This window comes from Sphingomonas kaistensis, assembly GCF_036884275.1.
Taxonomy (GTDB): Bacteria; Pseudomonadota; Alphaproteobacteria; order Sphingomonadales; family Sphingomonadaceae; genus Sphingomicrobium; species Sphingomicrobium kaistense_A.
The window spans coordinates 2,240,993-2,259,506 of record NZ_CP145607.1; the positions used below are offsets into that span (position 1 = coordinate 2,240,993).

Consider the following 18,514-nt stretch of genomic DNA (forward strand, 5'->3'; position numbering starts at 1 on the left):
AAACGAGAAGGGAGCCGAAAGCTGACGCCTCCGACTCCCCGCTCTTGGATCAACGAGATACGATCAGAACTTGGCGATCGCACCGGCATAGAAGAAGCGGCCGGTGTTGTTGTAGATGGCGCTGCCGCCACCCGCACCGGTCAGGCCGAACGGCGGCTTCTCGTTGGCGACATTGTCGACGCCGACATAGAAGTTGAACTTGCGGGTCGCTTCGAAGTCGAGGCGAACGTCGTTGTACCAACGCTCCGGATAGAAGACGATCGGGAACGCATCCGCATTCTGCGGCGGGCGGCCCTGCTTGCTGAAATTGTTCTCGTACGCACCCGGCGTCATCTTGCCGATGTAGCGCAGCTTGTGACCGATGGTCACCGCGCCGAGCTTCAGCGAGCTGTTGACGTTGAACGCATCGCGCGGATCGCCCAGCTCGAACAGTGCCTGATCGGCACGGCCCGGGTCGGTCGGCGACAGGAACGAGTCGTTCTGCAGCACGCGGGTGTAGATCGCCCGGGTGTTGAAGGTGCCGAACCCGAAGCGCTTGGTGTAGGCGGCTTCGAAGTCGATGCCGCGGACCTTCAGCTTGGCGTAGTTGAGAGGGACCACCGTCAGGTTGTTCTCGAGGATCTGCCCCGGAATTTCCCCGCGCGGACCGCCACCCGCACCAGCGCGTGCGAACAGGTCACAGAACTGGTTGTTGAGGTCGGCCGCGTCGTAGCAGGCATTGATGATGCCCTGCGCCGACGGCGAGCTGATCACGTCGTTCACGGTGATGTCGTAATAATCGACCGACAGCGAGAAGCCCGGAATGAAGCGCGGCTGGAACACGCCGCCGACGGTGTAGGAGTCGGATTTTTCGGCCTTCAGGTTTTCGTTACCGCCGGACAGGAAGCCCAGCGACTGGCGATACACGAAGTCGTAGCCGGCCGGCACGCCGTCGGCGCGGCAGTTGGCGGCGCGGGTGGCCGAGCCGGTGCCGATGTTACGCGCCGAGCAGGGATCGCCGACGGTGGCGAAGTTCTGGCCCGGCACCGTGAACAGCTCGGTCAGGTTCGGCGCACGCACGGCGCGCGAATAGTTGCCACGCAGGCGAAGGTCGCGAACGGGGGCGAAATCGATGCCCGCGTTGTACGAATAGACCGTTCCGGTCGCTCCCTTGTAGTCGGCGACACGGCCGGCGGCGCTGAGCGACAGTTCGTGAATGAACGATTCCCGGATCAGCGGCGCACGGATTTCGGCGTAAGCTTCCTTCACCTCAAACGAGGGCGGATCGAACGGCGGGATTGCGTTGTAGAACGTCAGCCCGGCAGCAGTCGCCTCGTCCTGCACGTAGTTGGTGGTTTCGCGGCGATATTCGGCACCGACCGCGAAGCCCACCGGACCACCCGGAAGCTCGAACAGCTGGCTCGAATCACCGGCAACGAAGCCGCTGGCGACGAACTGGGTGATCTTCCCGCTCGCGAGCGAATCCTGGAGCAGATAATTGCGGGCGTTGGGCGTGATATTGCCTTCGCCGAACAGGTTGATCGGAACGCAGGCCGCGACGTCGGCCGCCAGCTGCGAGGCCGCATAGGCCGCGTTGCCTGCCGCTTCGAACGCGATACGCGCCGACGGATCGACCTGCGCACGGCAGACGATGTTGCCGTTGGCCGCGCCACCGGCGGCGACACCGGCATCGACCGCATCGATCGCCAACAGGAAACGCTGCAGGTTCACGTTGCCGAGGATGCGGGTCTTTTCCTTGAACTCACCATAATTGGCGCTGAGTTCGTAGTTCCAGTCGTCGTTGAACCGACCCTTGATGCCGCCCACCGCACGATAGGTTTCGCGCTTGGCCTTTTCGTCGCGGTTGCTGAGCTCGACCACGTTACGAATGAAGGTGAAGGTGCCTTCCTCGTTCGGCGCATAGCCGTAATAGTCGTTAATCACGCCGCGCGCCTGGGCGCTGAGATACGGGTTGGTGGTGTAGAAGAATTCACGCGGGCTGCCAGTGGTGCCGCCCGAGAAGAAGAATGGACCGCTCTGGCTGCCGATCGAGTCCGTACGAACGTACTTGGCCTCGATGAACGGTACCAGCGCCGGGCTGATCTCGAACTTGGCGACCAGGTTGGCGCTGTAGCGATCGAGCGCCGGCGACAGGGCAAGCTGCTTGCCTTCCCGGAAGCTGCTGCCGTTGCCGCCGATGTAGCTCGGCAGCGGCGGCAGGCCGACCGGGGTGCCGGTCTGCAGGATCAGCTGGCCCGACGGGGTGAACAGATACGGGGTGTAGCTGTCGCCGCCGAGGTACGACAGGAAGGTGCCGCCGTTGCTGTAAATGCCGCTGCGGATGTCGTTGACGAAACGGGTATCGGTGACGCCGTCGCTGCCATTGACCGACGAGGCCGGGTCGGTGTCGACCGTCACGAAGCCGTTGGCATTGCGCAGGTTCGGGCGGCCCGACGCGTAGAAGTCGTTCTGACGCGAATATTCGAGGTTCAGCGCGACGTTGCCGCGACCGTCCGCGAAGTTCCTGCCGCCGAGCGCGCTGACGTACTAGGAGCCGGCGTCGCCATACATCGACACGCCGCCCTGGCCGCGGATCTGAAGGCCGTCGAAATTATCCTTGAGGATGAAGTTGACGACGCCCGCGATGGCGTCCGAACCGTAGACGGCCGAGTTGCCGCCGGTGACGGTGTCGACGCGCTCGATCAGGTCGGTCGGGATGGTGTTGACGTCGGGCGAGACGGCATTGTTCAGAATGTCGCCCGCGACGTGGCGGCGGCCGTTGACCAACACGAGGGTGCGCTGCGAACCGAGGCCGCGCAGATCGAGCAGGCTGAGGCCGGCGGTGCCGAGAAAGCGGGTCGAGTTCGACTGGCTGAAGGTGCTGCGCAGTGCGGGCAGTTCGTTCAGCGTGTCACCGACCGAGGTGCGGCCGGTCTGGAAGAATTCCTCACCATTGATCGAGGTGATCGGAACGGTGCTTTCGAGATTGGGGCGGCGGATACGCGACCCGGTGACGACGATCTCGTCGCCGGTGGCCTGCGTGTTGGACTCAAGCTCCTGCTCGGTCGTGGCTTCGGCAGCGGGGGCCGAATTCTGCACGGCCGTATCGGTCGCGTCCTGCGCAAAGGCCGGCGTGGCGCTGGCCGCAAACAAAGTGGCGACGGCGACGCTGCGCAGCGCCGTAGCGTTCAAAAACTCGAACTTATTCATGAGACGGTGTTTCCCCAAACTCGGAACCCAACTGCAAACACTCGCGGGTCGCGAGAAGATGCAACATTTGTTGGCGATCGTGGAACTTATTAAGAATGTTGCCTAGCGGACACAGTCAGGCGGCGCCCGTTTCGCTGGCAAGGAGGCGCGGGTCAATGCCTTCCTGTTTGAAGGCCGCCGCCCAGCGTTCGTCGGTGGGCGTGTCGAACAGGATCTCGGGATTGCCCGCCGCTGCGAACCAGCCGTGGCGGGTCATCTCGTCTTCGAGCTGGCCCGGCCCCCAGCCGGCATAGCCGAGCGCGACCAGCCAGCGCGCCGGCCCCCGCCCTTCGGCAATGGCGCGGAGCACATCTATCGTGCCGGTCATCGCCCACAGCTTGCCGCCCGGACCGACGACCTGAAGCGTATCCTCCCCGCCCCAGTCTTCCGAATGAAGCACGAAGCCGCGACCGGGCTCGACCGGGCCGCCATGATGGATCGCCGAATCCGGCGCTTCGCCCGGATCGAGCTCGAGCTGCTTCAGCAGTCCACGCAGCCGGATCCCGGCGCGCTTGTGACTGATGCCGATGCCCACCGCGCCATTTTCGTCATGGACACAAAGGGCGGTGACGCTGCGTTCGAAGCGGGGATCGGCCATGCCAGGCATCGCGAGCAACAGCTTTCCGGCGAGAAACGGCGTGTCGGGCATCCCTTAAGCATGCCACTTGCCTGCCGCTGCACAAGCCTTGTTGACGAAACGTTCGCCCGATAGAGCGCCCTGTCAGACCAACCAAGGAGCCCCCATCCCGTGACCATCCAGACCGGCGAGCGTATTCCCGACATGCCCCTTACCATCGCCACCAGCGAAGGGCCCAAGCCGACCACTACCGGCGATTATTTCGGCGGCCGCCGCGTCGCCCTCTTCGCGGTGCCGGGTGCCTATACCCCGACCTGCTCGGCCAAGCACCTCCCGTCCTACGTCGAAAAGGCGGGCGATTTGCGCGCCAAGGGCGTCGACGAAATCGCCTGCACCAGCGTCAACGACGCGTTCGTCATGGCCGCCTGGAACAAGGATCAGGGTAGCCAGGACATCACCATGATCGCCGACGGCAACGGTCAGCTGGCCGAAGCGCTCGGCCTCACCATGGACGGATCGAACTTTGGCATGGGGGCGGTGCGCTCGCAGCGTTACTCGATGATCGTCAACGACGGCGTGGTCGAGCAGCTCAACGTCGAAGCACCCGGCGAATATCGCGCGTCGAGCGCCGAGACCCTGCTCGAGCAACTCTAATCATTCGGAGCGCCGGGCGAGCCGTCTGCCCCTCGCCCGGCACTCCCCATCCGATGGTCATCGCAACAAGCCGCGTGCCCGCTCGTTTGCTGCCCGACACCTTTGCGTCACGAAAGGATCAGGGCATGGCCAAGAACGACAACTCCCACAGTACTTCTCACGCGCCCCGCCGCACCGCGAGCAAGCGCGAGCGCCGCCGCGACGTGGTGGTGAACACGGTCAAGGAACGGCCCTACACCGCCGCCGCACTTGCCACCGTGGCGGCGGGTGCCGCCGCTTTCTTCCTCACCCGCGGCAAAAGCGACAAGCCGCTGATGAAATGGGGACAGGAATCTCAGAGCAGCGACGGCGCGGCGGCCACCAGTCCATCGGCGGCACAGGCCGCGAACCTTTCCGCCTCCGACACCAGCACCAATGCCGCCGCGACCGGCGGCACAGGCGCTTCGTCCAGCAAGGCTGAGGCAATGCGGGCCACGTCGGCCTCGCCCGACAAGACCGCCGACTCCGCTCTCGACCAGAATGCCAAGACCGATACCAAGGTCGGCGCCATCGCTTACGGAGCCTAACGGGTCCTGAAGGATTGATGGGGGGTGTCGGGCATCGCTCGGCACCCTTTGTCATATCTGGAGAATCTACCCATGGCCGTGTCGCTCAAGCCTCTTTCGGATCAGGTCATGGTGATCGTTGGAGCATCGAGCGGGATTGGCCTTGCCACCGCACGGCGCGCCGCTGCCGCCGGCGCCAGGGTGGTGCTTGCCGCCCGCAACGCCGAAGCGCTCGACGAAGCCGTGGTGGCGATCCGCAACAAGGGCGGGCAGGCCAGTGCGCTCGACCTCGACATCGCCGAGGAAGGCGCCGCAGAGCGCCTGTTGGCCCACGCGCTCGACACCTTCGGGCGGGTCGATACCTGGGTCAACGACGCCGCAGCCGCCATGTATGCGCGCCTCGAGGACGTCAGCCAGGAAGAGCATCGCCGTGTGTTCGACGTCGGCTATTTCGGTCTGGTCGAAGCCAGCCTCATCGCGGCCAGGCATCTCAAGGCCGAAGGTGGCGCGCTCATCAACATCGGCTCGGTCCTCTCCAACCGCGCCATTCCCCTGCAAGGCCCCTATTGCGCGATGAAGGCGGCGGTGATGCAATTCACCGACGCGCTGCGCATGGAACTGGAAGCCGAAGGCGCACCGATCAGCGTCACTTTGATCAAGCCCGCCGCGATCGACACCATGTATCCCGAGCACGCGCGCAACAAGCTGGAGAAGCCCGCCCGCCTGCCCCAACCGCTCTACGATGCCGAACTGGTCGCCAAGGCGATCTGCTTTGCCGCGCAAAAGCCGCGCCGCTCGCTGATCGTCGGCGGCGGTGGATTGGCGCTGACCACCCTGGCGCCGTCCCTGCCCCGCCTTGCCGACAAGGGCATGGAACTGGTCGGCGGCGAAGCGATGCAGACCACCGACGTCGCGCCCGCGCCCGGCACCGCTGACAATTTGTTCGAGCCGCGCCGCGACGGCCGGATCGAGGGCAATCAGGAACCCTTCAAGCGCAAGACTTCGCTGTTCCTCGAAGCTCAGATGCACCCGCTCGCCACCGCCGCCGTGCTGGGTTCGGTCGCCGCGGGCGCGTTGTTCCTGTGGGCCAAGGAAGAGAGTCGCGACATCGGCACCGCCGAAGCGCACCGGCGGATCAAGGCTGCGGGAATGAGCTGAAACAAGAACGTCGTCCCGGCGCAGGCCGCGACCTCAGGCGATAGAGCGCTCATCGCCGACTGAGGTCCCGGCCTTCGCCGAAACGACGATCAGGGTTCGCCTCAGGCTTGCCAGCCGCAGGTCTTGCCCTTGTTCTGTTCTTCCAGCCACTTCTGCAGCGGCGCGAAATATTCCAGCATCGGCTTGCCGCTCATCTCGCGGGTACCGGTGAAGGCCTCCAGCGCATCGGGCCACGGCTTGCTCGCGCCCATTTCCAGCATCGCGTTCAGACGCTGCCCGACCTGCTTGTTGCCGTAGAACGAGCAGCGATGCAGCGGCCCCTTCCAGCCGGCCATGTCGCACGCCGCCTTGTAGAACTGGAACTGGAGGATGCGGGCGAGGAAATAGCGCGCATAAGGCGTGCTCGCCGGGATGTGATATTTGGCGCCCGGATCGAAGTCCGCTTCGCTGCGCTGCGTGGGCGGGGTGATGCCTTGATATTGCAGGCGCAGCTGGTTCCAGCCGGCCTCATATTGCTGCGGGCTGATCGACCCGTCGAACACGCCCCACCGCCACTTGTCGACCATCAGTCCGAATGGCAGGAACGCCACCTTGTCCATCGCCTGGCGCAGCAGCAGGCCGGTGTCCTTGCTGGCGTCCGGCACCTTCGCGCGGTCAAGTAGGCCGATCTGCACCAGATATTCGGGCGTGACCGACAGCGCAATGAAATCGCCGATCGCTTCGTGGAAGCCGTCGTTCGCGCCGTTCAAATAGAGATACGGCTGCTTGTTGTAGGCGCGCTGATAATAATTGTGGCCAAGTTCGTGGTGGATGGTGACGAAGTCGTCGCCGTTGACCTTGGTGCACATCTTGATGCGCAGATCGTCCTTGTTGTCGAGGTCCCAGGCGCTGGCGTGGCAGATCACTTCGCGGCCTTCAGGACGGACGATCTGGCTGCGCTGCCAGAACGTCTCGGGCAGTGGCGCGAGGCCGAGCGAGGTGTAGAAGCCCTCGCCGATCTTGACCATGTCGGTCGGGGTCTTCTTCTTGGCTTTGAGCAGTTCGGTCACGTCATAACCGACATCGCCTGCCCCCTTGGGCGCCACCACATCATAGATGTTGCCCCATTCCTGGGCCCACATGTTGCCAAGGAGGTCGGCGCGGATCGGGCCGGTCTTGGGCTGCACCCGGTCGCCATATTTCGCGTTCAGCCGGTCGCGGGTGTAGCAGTGAAGCTGGTTGTAAAGCGGGGTCAGCTCGCTCCACAGCCGGTCGTACATGGCCGAGAATTCCTGCGGACTCATGTCATATTGCGACCGCCACATCGCGCCGCTGTCGGCATAGCCGAGCTCCTTGGCGCCCTGGTTCGCGATCTCGACCATGCGGGTATAGTCCTGCCGCATCGGGCGGCCGACATTGGTGTGCCAGCTGGTCCATACTTCGGCGGTCTTGGCCGGATTGCGCAGTTCGCCCATCGCTTCCTCGGCGACGTCGCCGGTGATGGTCTTGCCGTCGAGCGTCGCGCGGCCCTTGCCGTAGGTCGAGGACAGGCGGGTCGAGATGGTGTTGAGCTCGGCCGCCGCACCCGGGGTCGAGGGCGCCGCCAGCACCAGCGCGCCGCGCAGGATGTTGAGCTTACGTTGCGTCTCGGGATCGAGCCCCTGCACCTTCGAGAACTCCGCCGCTTCCTTGGCGTAGGCGACGCCCTTTTCGGTGCCGATGGTGCCGAAGTACGCGGCCAGCGCATCGGTATCCTCGGTGATGTAGGTGGCGTTCACCCACTGCGCGCGCGAGGCGATGGTGGAATAGTCGAACAGATCCTTCTCGACCGAGGCGATGAACTGGCGCGCGCCTTCGGGAGTGCGGGCGGTCGTCGGAGCGGCATCCGGCGCCATCGGCGCGGCCGACGCGGTCTGGACCGGCTCGGCGGGGGTCGCGGCGCAGGCGCCGAGGGCAAGGGCGAGAACGGAAACCGAAGCGGCCAATTTCATGGATCTGACGCCTTCAACTAGGAACGAAACCGCCAAATCCCTGCGCCTGCCTCACTCCTCCGTCAAGAACGTGGCGATTGCCTCGCCCAGCGACTTCTGCGTGACCGAGGTCGTGTGAGTGCCGGGAATCTCGACATAGGAGGCATTGGACAGCGCATCGGCCAGCGCCGGGGCCGAGCCATTGTCGTGGTCGTCGGCCCCGCACAGCACCAACGTCGGCATGGTGAAGCGCGCCAGCATCGCCTCGTCGACACCCGCATTGCTTTCGAGCAGCAGGCGGGTCGCTACGCGGTCGACCTTCTGGCTTTTCATGAACTGGATCGCGAACCAGTGGGGATCGCCGCGCACCGTCGCATCGAATTTCTCGAACGCTTCGATGAAGAAGGCGTGGCGCTTCTCCCAGCCCATCAGCCCTTCGAGGCCCATGCCCGACAGGATCGCACGGCGAGGCGTCAGCCCCTGCCCGACGCCCTGCACCACCGTCCGCGAGCCGAGCGAAAAGCCCCCAAGATCATAGTCGTCAAGTCCGAGGTGCGCGATCAACTCGCTCAAATCGCTGCCGAGCACGCCCTTGGGATAGTTCGCCGGATCATGGGGCTTGGCGCTGCTCCCATGCGCCCGCAGATCGGGCATGATCACTCGGAAGCCGGCCTCCGCCAGCCGCGCGGCATGACCGAACTTGATCCAGTTCATCTGCGCATCGGAAAACAGACCGTGGACCAGAATCAGGGGACGGCCGGTGCCGGTCTCGTGCCAGACGAGATCGACGCCGTCGGACGCGGCCCAGTGATGCGTGGTGATATCGCTCATGCCGCCGCCCTAGCCCAATTAGTCGGCCATGGCATGCGCCGCCGGCCGACCTTGCGGCGCGCTGGCCTTGCGCAGCAGCAACACCAGCGGAAGCGCCGCCAGCGTGACCCACATCATCAGCCAGAAATCGTCGAGATAGGCGATGAACACCGCCTGCCGCGTGACTTCCGCATTGATCACCGCCAGCGCGATGTCACCTTGCTGCCCAATCCGTTCGAGCAGGCCGGGATCGAGCGTCGGGATGGTCGAAGCCGTGACGTTGCTGGCGATATCGGCGTGAGCGACCTGAGTCATCCGCACCAGCTGCGAACCCACCACCGCGATCCCGATCGACCCGCCTATGTTGCGGGCGAGGTTGAGTAGCGAGGCGGCAGACGTGCGCAGCATCGGCTTGAGCGTCGCGAAGGCGAGGCTCTGCATGACGACGAAAATGAGGCCGATGCCGAGGCCCTGAATCACGCCCGACCAGATCACCGGACCGGCCGGCTGGTCGAGCGCGAAGCCGGTCATCATCCACAGGCTCGTCGCCATCAGGCTGATCCCCGCCACCACCAGCAGCCGGCTGTCGACTTTGCCGACGAGGCGTCCCGCGACCAGCATCGAGATCAACGTCCCCACCCCGCGCGGCGCGGTCAGGATGCCCGACTGCAGCACGCTATAGCCATAGACGTGCTGCAGCAGCGGCGGCAGCAGCGCCAGGCCGGCCAGCAGCAGGACGCCGGTCACCGCCATGAACAGAAGGCCGGTCGCGAAATTGCGGTCGGCGAACATGCTGCGCTCGAAGATCGGGGCCTTGGCGGTGATCGTGTGCACCGCGAACATCCACATGAAGCCGATCGCAAGGCCAAGCTCGATGAGGATCTCCCAGCTTTCGAACCAGTCCTGGCTTTCGCCGCGATCGAGAAACATCTGTAACGACCCGAGCGCGAGCGCGAGCAAGGCAAAGCCGAGCAGGTCGAACGGTCGTCGGCTGGTCTCGCTCTCGGGCATCGTCCGCCACAGCATGACCGCGGCGAGCACGCCGACCGGCAGATTGACGATGAACACCCAGCGCCAGTCGAAGCTGTCGGTCAGCCAGCCGCCCAGTACAGGACCCATGATCGGCCCGATCATGATCCCCCCGCCGAACAGCGCCATCGCCTGCGCGTGCTTCTCGGGCGGGTTGATGTCGAACATCGTCGCCTGCGCCAGCGGCACGAGGAACGCGCCGGTGATGCCCTGAACGATGCGAAAGGCGACCATCTCGGGCAACGAGGTGGCGATGGCGCAGAGCATCGAGGCGGCGGTGAAGCCGATCACCGCCATGATCATCAGCCGCCGCCGCCCGATCCGCTCGGACAGCCAGCCGGCAATGGGGATCGCGATGGCGCTGGCGACGATATAGCTCGTCAGCACCCAGTTCACGCTCTCCTGCGTCGCGCCGAGGCTCGCCTGCATGTGCGGCAGGGCGACGTTGGCGATGGTGGTGTCGAGCACCTGCATTAGCACCGCCAGCATCACCGCAATGGTGACGAGGAAATGCTGGGTGCGGTCGAGCGGCTGGGAAGCGGCGGTCATTGCGCCGCTCCCGCGCGCGGGATCCTACTCGACATCCACCGTCACCGTGGCGCTGAGGCCGGCGATCATCGGCTTGGCGGGCTTGCCGTCGAAGCGGATGCGGACCGGCACGCGCTGCGTCACCTTGACCCAGTTGCCGTTGGCGTTCTGCGCCGGAAGAATGGCAAACTCGCTGCCGGTACCAGCACCGATGCTGGCGACGCGGCCGACGATCTCGAGGCCCGGATAAGCGTCGATCTCGATCCGCGCGCGCTGGCCGGGCGCCATGCGGGCCAAGTCCTTTTCCTTGAAATTGGCTTCGACCCAGCTGTCCTGCGATCCGACCAGCGACAGGAGGCCAATCCCCGGCACCGCCTGCTGGCCCGGCAGCAGCCGGTCGGTGTTGGACACGATACCCGACGTCGGCGCGCGCACTTCGGTGCGCGACAGGTCGAGCCGGGCCTTGGCGATGGCGGCGCGCGCGGCCGCTTCACCCGGCTGCTCCCCGCCCGGCGCGATCGCGGCCCCGGCATTGGCGGCGCGCGAGCGGGCATCGGCCAGCGCGGTGCGCGCAGCGGTGACGTCGGCCAGCGCCTCGTCATACCGCACGCGGGTGGTGAAGCCCTGGCGCAGTAGCTCGGCCTGACGGGCGAGCGCGCGTTCGTTGATGATAAGCTGCGCCTGCGCGCCCGCGATATCGGCGCCGGTCCCGGCAGCGGCGGTCACCACCTGGCTCTTGGCCAATCGCGCCTGCGCCAGCTGCGCTTCGGCCGACAGCAACGCGACGCGATAGGGCTCGGGGTCGATCCGGAACAGCACCTGGCCCGCGAGGACCTGCTGACCTTCCTTGACCAGCACTTCGGAAATCGGCCCGCTGATCTGCGCACCGACCGAGGTGATGTCTTGCTTCACCTGGGCATTGTCGGTTTCGACCTTGCCCTGCCCCGACCACCACATCCAGCCGCCGCCGAGGAGCAGCAGCAGGGGCACGATCATGAACAGCAGCAACCGCTTGCGCTTGTTAGGCGCCTTGCCCGGCGTTTCTTCACCGATCTCGGCTGCAGCGACGGCCTGCTCGGCTTCGAGCGGCGTGCCGGTGATCTTTGTTTCCTGGTTCATGCCGATGCCTTCGTGACCGGCGCCAGGCCGGTGATGTTATTCCTGATGGTTGCGAGCAGTGCCCGGGTCCGCTCGACGTCTTCGGGATCAAGCGACCCGAAAATCTCGGCCGAAAAACTGTCGGCCAACGCGTGGAGTTTGGTGACGAGCGGTGCTGCGCTATCGCTCAGGTAGAGCTGCCACGCGCGCCGGTCGCCGGGATCGCGGCGACGCTCGACGAGGTTGGCTTCTTCGAGCTTGTCGACGATCCGGCACAAGGTGATGGGCTCGATGTCCATCCGCTCGGCCAGATCGACCTGCCGCTGCCCCGGCTGCAGGTCGAGCCGCGCCAGCACGCGCCATTGCGCGCGGGTAATGCCAAGCTCCGCCGCCCGCCGATCGAAAGCGCGGCGAAGCGCGTGCGAGGTCTCACCGATATCCCAGGCCAGTTGTTCCATACGCGCCATATAGTAAGGTTGCTTATTAAATCAACGATGTTGAACCTCTCCCGTTCCCGCCCGTTCGATGGCCGAAGAGGAGAATGAGCATGGAAGACGAGCGGATCTGGGCGATGGAAGAAAAGCTGTGGCACGGTGGCGACGAGGTTTACGAGACCCTGGTCGATGAAAATGTCGTGATGAGCCTGCCGGCCGAGCCTTTCATTTTCACCCGCGACCAAGCCAAGGAAGCGGTCAAGAACACCCCGCGGTGGGAGGAAGTGAATTTCTCCGACACCAAGGTGAATCGCCCCCACGAAGGACTGATCGTGATCGGCTATCAGGTGGAGGCGAAGCGCGGCGAGGAAACCTATCGCTGCTACGCGAGCTCGACCATCATGCGCCGCGGGCATGAGGATTGGACCGTGGTCCACCATAGCCAGGTCGTGCCGCCCAAAGCGATGGTCGACGCCTGACACCGGACTATCCCGTCACCCCGGACGGCCGCTACTTCGTGGTACGCGGCCGCCTATGGCGAACCAGCAATCCGGCGCTCGATCCTGCCCGGCGGCAGGAGCTGGTGATCGAACTGATGGACGCCCGCCGCAAGCGTGACCGCGCACGGGTGGATGCGGCCAAGCGAGCCTTGGGCGAGCGCGGACCGGTGTGGTGGGACGATGGCGATCCCGACTGGAACCGCCACCTTGCAAAGAACACCCCTTATGCCCATTGGTACCGAAACGTCGTCCCGGCGGAGGCCGGGACCTCAGGAGGCAAGAAAGCTTCATCCGACTGAGACCCCGGCCTTCGCCGGGGAGACGAATTTGCTCATACCCCGCCCATCACCACCGAATAGCCCGCGCTTTCCATGCTTGCCTGAAGGAGGTCGGCGACCGCCTGCGCATCCTCCCAGCTTTCGGAGCGGACCACGAAATTGGCGCCGACCCGGCCTTCGCGGAAGAAGGGATAGGAGCCGATGGCGATCCCCTCATGCGCCCGTTCGGTCTCCCTCAACAGGTCGGCAACCTCGCTTTCGGGCACCATCCCGCCCAGCGTCACGCTGACTACCGGCCGCCCGCCTTCGAGCGTGCCGGTCAGTGCGTCGAGCATTCCGGCGGCGATGTGCGGCACGCCCGCGAGAATGAAGATATTGCCGTGGCGGATGCCCGGCGCGCCCGACACCTTGTTGACGATCAGCTCCGCCCCGTCCGGCACCCGCGCCATCCGCAGCCGCGCCTCGGTCAGGCCCCCGCGCGTCTCGTAATAGCGTTCGAGGATCGCGCGCGCATCGGGATGCACCACCACGTCCACGCCCAGCGCCGCGGCCATGCCATCGACGGTGATGTCGTCATGCGTCGGGCCGATCCCGCCGGTGGTGAACAGATAATCATTCTCCGCCCGCAACGCGTTGGCGGCGGCGGCGATTTTTTCCACGACGTCGGGCACCACCCGCACCTCGGCCAGTCGGATGCCCTGCACGTTGAGCCAAGTCGCCAGCTGCGCGACATTCTTGTCCTGGGTCCGGCCGGACAAGATCTCGTCTCCGATCACGAGAAGAGCGGCGGTCCAGGTGCGGTTGTCTGTCATCGGCGTGGGGCTAACCTTTTGAAGAGGCCGGCGCTATATGGCCTTTGATGACCCAATACATCACCGTAGCCGCCGAAGACCGCAGCGAAGCCCGCAGCGGTGTGATCAAGCTCCATGACGAAGCCGGGTTCGCCGGCATGCGCGCCGCCGGACGCCTTGCGGCCGAGATTCTCGACGCAATGGCCCCGCTCGTCGCCCCAGGCGTCACAACCGCCGAACTCGACGCCACCGTCTATCGCCTGATGCGCGACGCCGGCGCGACGCCCGCGACGCTCGGTTATCGCGGCTATACTCACAGCAGCTGTATCTCAATCAACCATGTCGTCTGCCACGGCATCCCCAGCGACAAACCGCTCAAGGACGGCGACATCGTCAATATCGACGTGACGCCGATCCTCGATGGATGGCACGGCGACAGCAGCCGCATGTATCTGGTCGGCGACGTCGGCGTGAAAGCGCGGCGGCTGGTAGACATCACCTACGAATGCCTGATGATCGGGCTTGAGCAGGCGCGGCCCGGCAATCGCCTCGGCGACATCAGCGCCGCGATTCAGCGCCATGCCGAGAAGAACCGCTATTCGGTGGTCCGCGATTTCTGCGGCCACGGTCTCGGGCGGCTGTTCCACGACAGCCCCGAGGTGGTCCACGCCGGCCGCGTCGGCACCGGGCCGGAATTGAAGCCCGGCATGTTCTTCACGGTCGAGCCAATGATCAACATCGGCCGCGCCGACTGCAAGATGCTGGACGACGGCTGGACCGCGGTTACTCGCGACCGCTCCTTGTCGGCGCAGTTCGAGCATTCGATCGGCATCACCGAAGACGGCTGCGAGATTTTCACGACCAGCCCCAAGGGTCTTCACCAGCCGCCTTACTGAACGGCGGATCTCACCAGCCGCCGACCATCGCCTCGGCGCGCTCGACGTCCTCGGGAAAATCGACCTCGCCCCATTGTTCGCCCGCGATGTCGAGCGTCCACACCTCGCCTAACTGGGCAAGGTGATGAATGACGCGCAGATACCAGATCTGGGTGCCCTCGGGGCTTCGCATCGCTTCCTCGATCGCCGCCCGGAACCGCTCGGCACCATCGCCGCGGAAGGCGAGCAGGCCGATCGATTCGGCATTCACCCCGTCCTCGTCGCTCAATCGCTTGCCGATCGCCCGGAGGCGGCCGCCTTCTTCGACCACTTTCATGTCGTCGGCATCATAGCCCTCGGCCTTGCGGTCGATGGTGACACAGATGCCGCTTCGTCCGCTGTTGGCCACGACCTTCTTCATCAGCTCCGGGCTGACCATGGTGTCGCCATTCCAAACCAGGGTATCGCCCCGAAGCGCCTCGCGCGCCATGAACAGCGAGCCGGTATTGTCCGCGACCTTGTAGAAGGGGTTGAAGACGGTGCGCACCGCCGGCCCCTCCCCCGCCGCCCGGCGCCGCTCCAGCGCATCCTCGATCGCATGATCGCGAAAGCCGGTGACCACGACCACCTGGCTCACCCCGCACGCCGCGGCGACATCAAGCTGCCGGTCGAGCAGGCTTCGTCCGCCGAATTCGATCAGGCACTTGGGCTGGTCGGTGGTAAGGTGGCCGAGGCGGGATCCCTGCCCCGCCGACAGGATGATCGCCTGACGCATGATCAGCGCCGTTGCCGGGGAATTGCGGCAAAGCCAAGACGCTGTCTAAGGTAGCCTGCTGCACCCGGGAGAGAATGAACGTGAAAAAGGTCGAAGCGATCATCAAGCCTTTCAAGCTGGACGACGTGAAAGACGCGCTGCACGACGTCGGGGTCAGCGGAATGACCGTGACCGAGGTCAAGGGCTTCGGCCGCCAAAAAGGCCACACCGAGCTGTATCGCGGCGCGGAATATGTGATCGACTTCCTGCCCAAGGTGAAGATCGAGGTGGTGGTCGAGGACAGCCTGGTCGCCAACACCGTCGAAGCCATCGCCAGCGCGGCCCGCACCGGCCGCATCGGCGACGGCAAGATCTTCGTCTCGCCGATCGAACAGGCCATCCGCATCCGCACCGGCGACGAAGGCCCGGACGCGATCTGATCCGCTGCGCAGCCCCGTGAGCACCAACGACCCCCGCCTCGCTTCCATGGCGCCCGACGAGCTGCGCAGCCACATGCGCGCGCTCGGCTACCGAACGCAGAATGACCTTGCCAATGCGATCGGGGTCAGCCGCTCCGCGGTGTCCTTATGGCTCGAAGGCAAGGTCGGCGTCCCGCGCCCGGTCGCCATGCTGCTGCGGATGCTGGTCGCGGCCCAGCGGCGGTCCTTTTAACGCCAGAGCTGAAGCGCGCGGACCGCGTCGGGAAACCTGGTCCCCTCGTCCAGCCGCGCCATCTGCCGGTCGGTCAGCTGCCAGCTTTGCCTCAAGCCCGACCGCCGCCAATAATCCGCCATCCACCAACTGCCCGACAGGTCCGCCCCGTCGATCTCGAGCTTGAGTTCGACCTCCACCGCGAACAGCGCCGACTGGACGATTTTGCGCGAATACACGCTGTTGCCGAAGCGATAGCCGTTCATCCGCCAGCCGGTCCCCGCCGCCTCGATCAGGCTTTTGCGATCGAGCAGGACCGGCGCCCTGCCCCCGACCACCAGCCGGAAGCGGCTCGACAGCAGCTTCTTCATCTGCTTGCGGTCCCCCTCGAGCCACGCCCGCATCAGCTGATGCTCGAGCGCCTCGATCGCCATGTCACCCTCGTTCGCCATCCCCCGGCTCATAACGCCGCGTTGCGCCGAGGCAACGGCGAGTCGGCAAAGGACTAAGACCGCCCTCGCCCGGAACGGCTGTCCCTGCTAGTACATTGGCAGATACACATGGACCTTGCCGCGCTTCATCTCGAGCTTGCTCCCCTGCTCCCGTCGATCGGCGGCACGATCGGTGCTGCGCTGCTTCTGTTTCTGGTCGTCACCACCCTGACCGCCTGTTCGATCCCCGGCGTGCTGATCCCGATGAGCCTGACCGGCGGCCTGCTGCTCGGCCCGTGGCTCGCAGTACTGGCGGTCGCAACCGGCGCCATGACCGGCAGCCTGTTCCTGTTCGCGCTGACCCGCCGCTTCGGCACCGAGCGATTGCGGCGACGCTTCGGTCATCGGCTACAGCCGCTTGAAGCCAGATTGACCCGTTTCGGCCCCTACGCCGTCGTCACCCTTCGCGTGGCCGGAGCGCCCGGTCCGCTGATTACCGCGAGCGCTGCCATCACCTCGATGGGCCGCACCACTTTCGCGCTCGCAACCCTTGCCGGCCTCTTGCCGGGGGTCGTCCTGGCCGCAACTGGTCCCGGCCTACTCCTCGGCTGAGCTTGCGTTCCTGCGAAGATTTCACCTCGCTCTTGGCCTTCGCGCGCCCGGCTGGAATCGCTGTCCGCGCTCTCTCAAGCTCAGTGCAAGGACGATTCTTTCATGGCCGACAAGGTAACCGCTTCCTCCATCCTGAAACGCCTCGAGGATGAGGAGATCGAATGGGTCGATCTTCGCTTCACCGATCCCAAGGGCAAGTGGCAGCACCTCACCATGGCCGCCGGCGCCATCGACGAGGACATGCTGGAAGACGGCTTCATGTTCGACGGCTCGTCGATCGAAGGCTGGAAAGCGATCAATGAAAGCGACATGATCCTGATGCCGGATCTTGGCGCCACCTACATCGATCCGTTCAGCGCGACTCCGATGATGATCCTCTGCTGCAACGTGGTCGAGCCCGCGACCGGTGAGCTCTACGCCCGTGATCCCCGCTCCTGCGCCGTCCGTGCCGAAGCCTATCTCAAGGCGACCAACCTCGCCGACACCGTCTACGTCGGGCCCGAAGCCGAATTCTTCATGTTCGACGACGTCCGGTTCGGCGACGACTATAACGGCAGCTACTACCACCTCGACGATATCGAGCTTCCTACCAACACCGGCCGCACCTATGAAGGCGGCAACATGGCGCACCGTCCGCGCGCCAAGGGCGGCTATTTCCCCGTCGCCCCGGTTGACAGCGCCGTCGACATCCGCGGCGAGATGGTTTCGACCATGCTCGAAATGGGCCTGCCCTGCGACAAGCATCACCACGAAGTCGCCGCCGCCCAGCACGAGCTCGGCCTGACCTTCGGCACCCTGGTCGAAACCGCCGACCGGATGCAGGTCTACAAATATGTCGTGCATCAGGTCGCCCACGCCTACGGCAAGACCGCGACCTTCATGCCCAAGCCGATCGCCAAGGATAATGGCTCGGGCATGCACACCCACTTCTCGCTGTGGAGCGGCGGCAAGCCGCTGTTCGCGGGCAATGGCTATGCGGGCCTCAGCGACACCGCGCTTTACTTCATCGGCGGCGTCATCAAGCACGCCCGCGCGCTGAACGCCTTCACCAACCCGACCACTAACAGCTACAAGCGCTTGGTCCCGGGCTTCGAAGCGCCAGTCTTGCTGGCTTATTCCAGCCGCAACCGTTCGGCCTCGTGCCGCATTCCCTATGGCACCGGCGAGAAATCGAAGCGCGTCGAATTCCGCTTCCCCGATGCGATGGCCAATCCCTACCTCGCCTACGCCGCGATCCTGATGGCCGGCCTCGACGGCGTCCAGAATCGCATTCACCCGGGTGAGGCGATGGACAAGAATCTGTACGACCTGCCGCCGGCCGAACTGGTCAGCGTGCCGACCGTCTGCGGGTCCTTGCGCGAAGCCCTCACCAGCCTCGCGGCCGACAAGGACTTCCTCCTCAAGGGCGACGTCTTTTCGTCGGACCAGATCGACGCCTACATCGATCTCAAGTGGGACGAAGTGATGCGCTGGGAAACGACTCCCAGCCCGGTCGAATTCGACATGTATTATTCGAGCTGATTCCCGTAGGGGCTCCGGCGGACCGCGCCGGAGCCCCTTTTTTATCCCCATGCCAACGGCCCGGGGTCGCCTTCAGCGGGACGAGCCCTGA

Annotated in this window: 21 protein-coding genes; 10 read left to right on the forward strand and 11 right to left on the reverse strand. The window is 65.1% G+C overall.

The genetic code is table 11. The annotated features are described in order from the left end of the window. Positions 1-63 precede the first annotated feature (63 nt). The 3 genes from V6R86_RS10905 to V6R86_RS10915 form a co-directional block, all read right to left on the reverse strand. The gene (locus V6R86_RS10905) at positions 64-2,397 is read right to left on the reverse strand and encodes a TonB-dependent receptor domain-containing protein (RefSeq protein ID WP_338504495.1); all 2,334 of its coding nucleotides are present in this window, start codon (positions 2,395-2,397) and stop codon (positions 64-66) included. A 129-nt stretch (positions 2,398-2,526) separates the two neighbouring features. Then, a complete protein-coding gene (locus V6R86_RS10910; RefSeq protein WP_338504497.1) occupies positions 2,527-3,189 on the reverse strand; it encodes a TonB-dependent receptor plug domain-containing protein in 663 nt (220 codons plus the stop codon). A gap of 115 nt (positions 3,190-3,304) precedes the next feature. Further along, on the reverse strand, positions 3,305-3,877 hold the full coding sequence (locus V6R86_RS10915) for a YqgE/AlgH family protein (RefSeq protein ID WP_338504498.1): 573 nt from the start codon (positions 3,875-3,877) through the stop codon (positions 3,305-3,307). Positions 3,878-3,976: 99 nt separating this feature from the next. On the opposite strand from V6R86_RS10915, the gene V6R86_RS10920 reads away from it, so the two are divergent. The 3 genes from V6R86_RS10920 (at position 3,977) to V6R86_RS10930 (ending at position 6,162) form a co-directional block, all read left to right on the forward strand. Next, on the forward strand, positions 3,977-4,459 hold the full coding sequence (locus tag V6R86_RS10920) for a peroxiredoxin (protein ID WP_338504499.1): 483 nt from the start codon (positions 3,977-3,979) through the stop codon (positions 4,457-4,459). Between the two features lie 125 nt (positions 4,460-4,584). Then, positions 4,585-5,025 (forward strand): hypothetical protein, encoded by a 441-nt coding sequence (locus V6R86_RS10925; RefSeq protein WP_338504501.1) that lies wholly within the window; start codon positions 4,585-4,587, stop codon positions 5,023-5,025. Between the two features lie 72 nt (positions 5,026-5,097). Beyond that, positions 5,098-6,162 (forward strand): SDR family oxidoreductase, encoded by a 1,065-nt coding sequence (locus V6R86_RS10930; protein ID WP_338504502.1) that lies wholly within the window; start codon positions 5,098-5,100, stop codon positions 6,160-6,162. A 101-nt stretch (positions 6,163-6,263) separates the two neighbouring features. Here V6R86_RS10930 and V6R86_RS10935 read toward each other — a convergent pair whose 3' ends face one another. The 5 genes from V6R86_RS10935 to V6R86_RS10955 are packed head-to-tail and all read right to left on the reverse strand — an operon-like array spanning position 6,264 to position 12,043. Then, positions 6,264-8,132, reverse strand: coding sequence for a M2 family metallopeptidase (locus V6R86_RS10935; protein WP_338504503.1), 1,869 nt, complete (start codon positions 8,130-8,132; stop codon positions 6,264-6,266). 51 nt (positions 8,133-8,183) lie between these two features. Further along, a complete protein-coding gene (locus V6R86_RS10940) occupies positions 8,184-8,942 on the reverse strand; it encodes an alpha/beta fold hydrolase (RefSeq protein WP_338504504.1) in 759 nt (252 codons plus the stop codon). An 18-nt stretch (positions 8,943-8,960) separates the two neighbouring features. Beyond that, positions 8,961-10,499 carry a DHA2 family efflux MFS transporter permease subunit gene (locus tag V6R86_RS10945; RefSeq protein ID WP_338504505.1) on the reverse strand — a complete coding sequence of 513 codons (1,539 nt, stop codon included), beginning with the start codon at positions 10,497-10,499 and terminating at the stop codon, positions 8,961-8,963. A gap of 24 nt (positions 10,500-10,523) precedes the next feature. Then, positions 10,524-11,597, reverse strand: coding sequence for an HlyD family secretion protein (locus V6R86_RS10950; protein WP_338504507.1), 1,074 nt, complete (start codon positions 11,595-11,597; stop codon positions 10,524-10,526). Beyond that, on the reverse strand, positions 11,594-12,043 hold the full coding sequence (locus V6R86_RS10955) for a MarR family transcriptional regulator (RefSeq protein ID WP_338504508.1): 450 nt from the start codon (positions 12,041-12,043) through the stop codon (positions 11,594-11,596). Before V6R86_RS10955 ends, V6R86_RS10950 begins: the two co-directional genes overlap by 4 nt. 74 nt (positions 12,044-12,117) lie before the next feature. Between V6R86_RS10955 and V6R86_RS10960 the strand changes: the two genes are divergently transcribed. Together V6R86_RS10960 and V6R86_RS10965 are read left to right on the forward strand one after the other, a co-directional pair. After that, on the forward strand, positions 12,118-12,489 hold the full coding sequence (locus V6R86_RS10960; protein WP_338504510.1) for a DUF4440 domain-containing protein: 372 nt from the start codon (positions 12,118-12,120) through the stop codon (positions 12,487-12,489). Positions 12,490-12,527: 38 nt separating this feature from the next. Next, positions 12,528-12,809: a hypothetical protein gene (locus tag V6R86_RS10965; RefSeq protein ID WP_338504511.1), complete on the forward strand. Its 282-nt coding sequence runs from the start codon at positions 12,528-12,530 to the stop codon at positions 12,807-12,809. 32 nt (positions 12,810-12,841) lie between these two features. On the opposite strand, the gene V6R86_RS10970 is transcribed toward V6R86_RS10965, so the two are convergent. Next, a complete protein-coding gene (locus tag V6R86_RS10970; protein WP_338504512.1) occupies positions 12,842-13,600 on the reverse strand; it encodes a competence/damage-inducible protein A in 759 nt (252 codons plus the stop codon). A 47-nt stretch (positions 13,601-13,647) separates the two neighbouring features. Between V6R86_RS10970 and map the strand changes: the two genes are divergently transcribed. After that, positions 13,648-14,475 (forward strand): type I methionyl aminopeptidase, encoded by an 828-nt coding sequence (gene map / locus V6R86_RS10975; protein WP_338504514.1) that lies wholly within the window; start codon positions 13,648-13,650, stop codon positions 14,473-14,475. Positions 14,476-14,485: 10 nt separating this feature from the next. Here map and V6R86_RS10980 read toward each other — a convergent pair whose 3' ends face one another. Beyond that, a complete protein-coding gene (locus V6R86_RS10980; RefSeq protein WP_338505476.1) occupies positions 14,486-15,235 on the reverse strand; it encodes a phosphocholine cytidylyltransferase family protein in 750 nt (249 codons plus the stop codon). Between the two features lie 74 nt (positions 15,236-15,309). Between V6R86_RS10980 and V6R86_RS10985 the strand changes: the two genes are divergently transcribed. Both V6R86_RS10985 and V6R86_RS10990 read left to right on the forward strand, forming a co-directional pair. Beyond that, complete coding sequence (locus tag V6R86_RS10985) at positions 15,310-15,648, forward strand: P-II family nitrogen regulator (RefSeq protein ID WP_338504515.1); 339 nt, start codon at positions 15,310-15,312, stop codon at positions 15,646-15,648. A 16-nt stretch (positions 15,649-15,664) separates the two neighbouring features. Further along, positions 15,665-15,880 (forward strand): helix-turn-helix domain-containing protein, encoded by a 216-nt coding sequence (locus tag V6R86_RS10990; RefSeq protein ID WP_338504517.1) that lies wholly within the window; start codon positions 15,665-15,667, stop codon positions 15,878-15,880. Here V6R86_RS10990 and V6R86_RS10995 read toward each other — a convergent pair. After that, a complete protein-coding gene (locus V6R86_RS10995; protein ID WP_338504519.1) occupies positions 15,877-16,311 on the reverse strand; it encodes a nuclear transport factor 2 family protein in 435 nt (144 codons plus the stop codon). The two genes, V6R86_RS10990 and V6R86_RS10995, sit on opposite strands and share 4 nt — an antisense overlap. A 108-nt stretch (positions 16,312-16,419) precedes the next feature. Between V6R86_RS10995 and V6R86_RS11000 the strand changes: the two genes are divergently transcribed. Next, positions 16,420-16,902, forward strand: coding sequence for a VTT domain-containing protein (locus V6R86_RS11000; protein WP_338504520.1), 483 nt, complete (start codon positions 16,420-16,422; stop codon positions 16,900-16,902). Positions 16,903-17,004: 102 nt separating this feature from the next. Beyond that, positions 17,005-18,423, forward strand: coding sequence for a type I glutamate--ammonia ligase (gene glnA / locus V6R86_RS11005; protein WP_338504522.1), 1,419 nt, complete (start codon positions 17,005-17,007; stop codon positions 18,421-18,423). Positions 18,424-18,514: the final 91 nt, after the last annotated feature.

Excerpts from the sequence above, each read along its gene's own strand:
- V6R86_RS10910 (WP_338504497.1), bottom strand. The coding sequence starts at position 3,189 with ATGAATAAGTTCGAGTTTTTGAACGCTACGGCGCTGCGCAGCGTCGCC.
- V6R86_RS10915 (WP_338504498.1), bottom strand. The coding sequence starts at position 3,877 with ATGCCCGACACGCCGTTTCTCGCCGGAAAGCTGTTGCTCGCGATGCCT.
- V6R86_RS10925 (WP_338504501.1), top strand. The coding sequence starts at position 4,585 with ATGGCCAAGAACGACAACTCCCACAGTACTTCTCACGCGCCCCGCCGC.
- V6R86_RS10930 (WP_338504502.1), top strand. The coding sequence starts at position 5,098 with ATGGCCGTGTCGCTCAAGCCTCTTTCGGATCAGGTCATGGTGATCGTT.
- V6R86_RS10935 (WP_338504503.1), bottom strand. The coding sequence starts at position 8,132 with ATGAAATTGGCCGCTTCGGTTTCCGTTCTCGCCCTTGCCCTCGGCGCC.
- V6R86_RS10940 (WP_338504504.1), bottom strand. The coding sequence starts at position 8,942 with ATGAGCGATATCACCACGCATCACTGGGCCGCGTCCGACGGCGTCGAT.
- V6R86_RS10945 (WP_338504505.1), bottom strand. The coding sequence starts at position 10,499 with ATGACCGCCGCTTCCCAGCCGCTCGACCGCACCCAGCATTTCCTCGTC.
- V6R86_RS10950 (WP_338504507.1), bottom strand. The coding sequence starts at position 11,597 with ATGAACCAGGAAACAAAGATCACCGGCACGCCGCTCGAAGCCGAGCAG.
- V6R86_RS10955 (WP_338504508.1), bottom strand. The coding sequence starts at position 12,043 with ATGGCGCGTATGGAACAACTGGCCTGGGATATCGGTGAGACCTCGCAC.
- V6R86_RS10960 (WP_338504510.1), top strand. The coding sequence starts at position 12,118 with ATGAGCATGGAAGACGAGCGGATCTGGGCGATGGAAGAAAAGCTGTGG.
- V6R86_RS10970 (WP_338504512.1), bottom strand. The coding sequence starts at position 13,600 with ATGACAGACAACCGCACCTGGACCGCCGCTCTTCTCGTGATCGGAGAC.
- map (WP_338504514.1), top strand. The coding sequence starts at position 13,648 with ATGACCCAATACATCACCGTAGCCGCCGAAGACCGCAGCGAAGCCCGC.
- V6R86_RS10995 (WP_338504519.1), bottom strand. The coding sequence starts at position 16,311 with ATGGCGAACGAGGGTGACATGGCGATCGAGGCGCTCGAGCATCAGCTG.
- V6R86_RS11000 (WP_338504520.1), top strand. The coding sequence starts at position 16,420 with ATGGACCTTGCCGCGCTTCATCTCGAGCTTGCTCCCCTGCTCCCGTCG.
- glnA (WP_338504522.1), top strand. The coding sequence starts at position 17,005 with ATGGCCGACAAGGTAACCGCTTCCTCCATCCTGAAACGCCTCGAGGAT.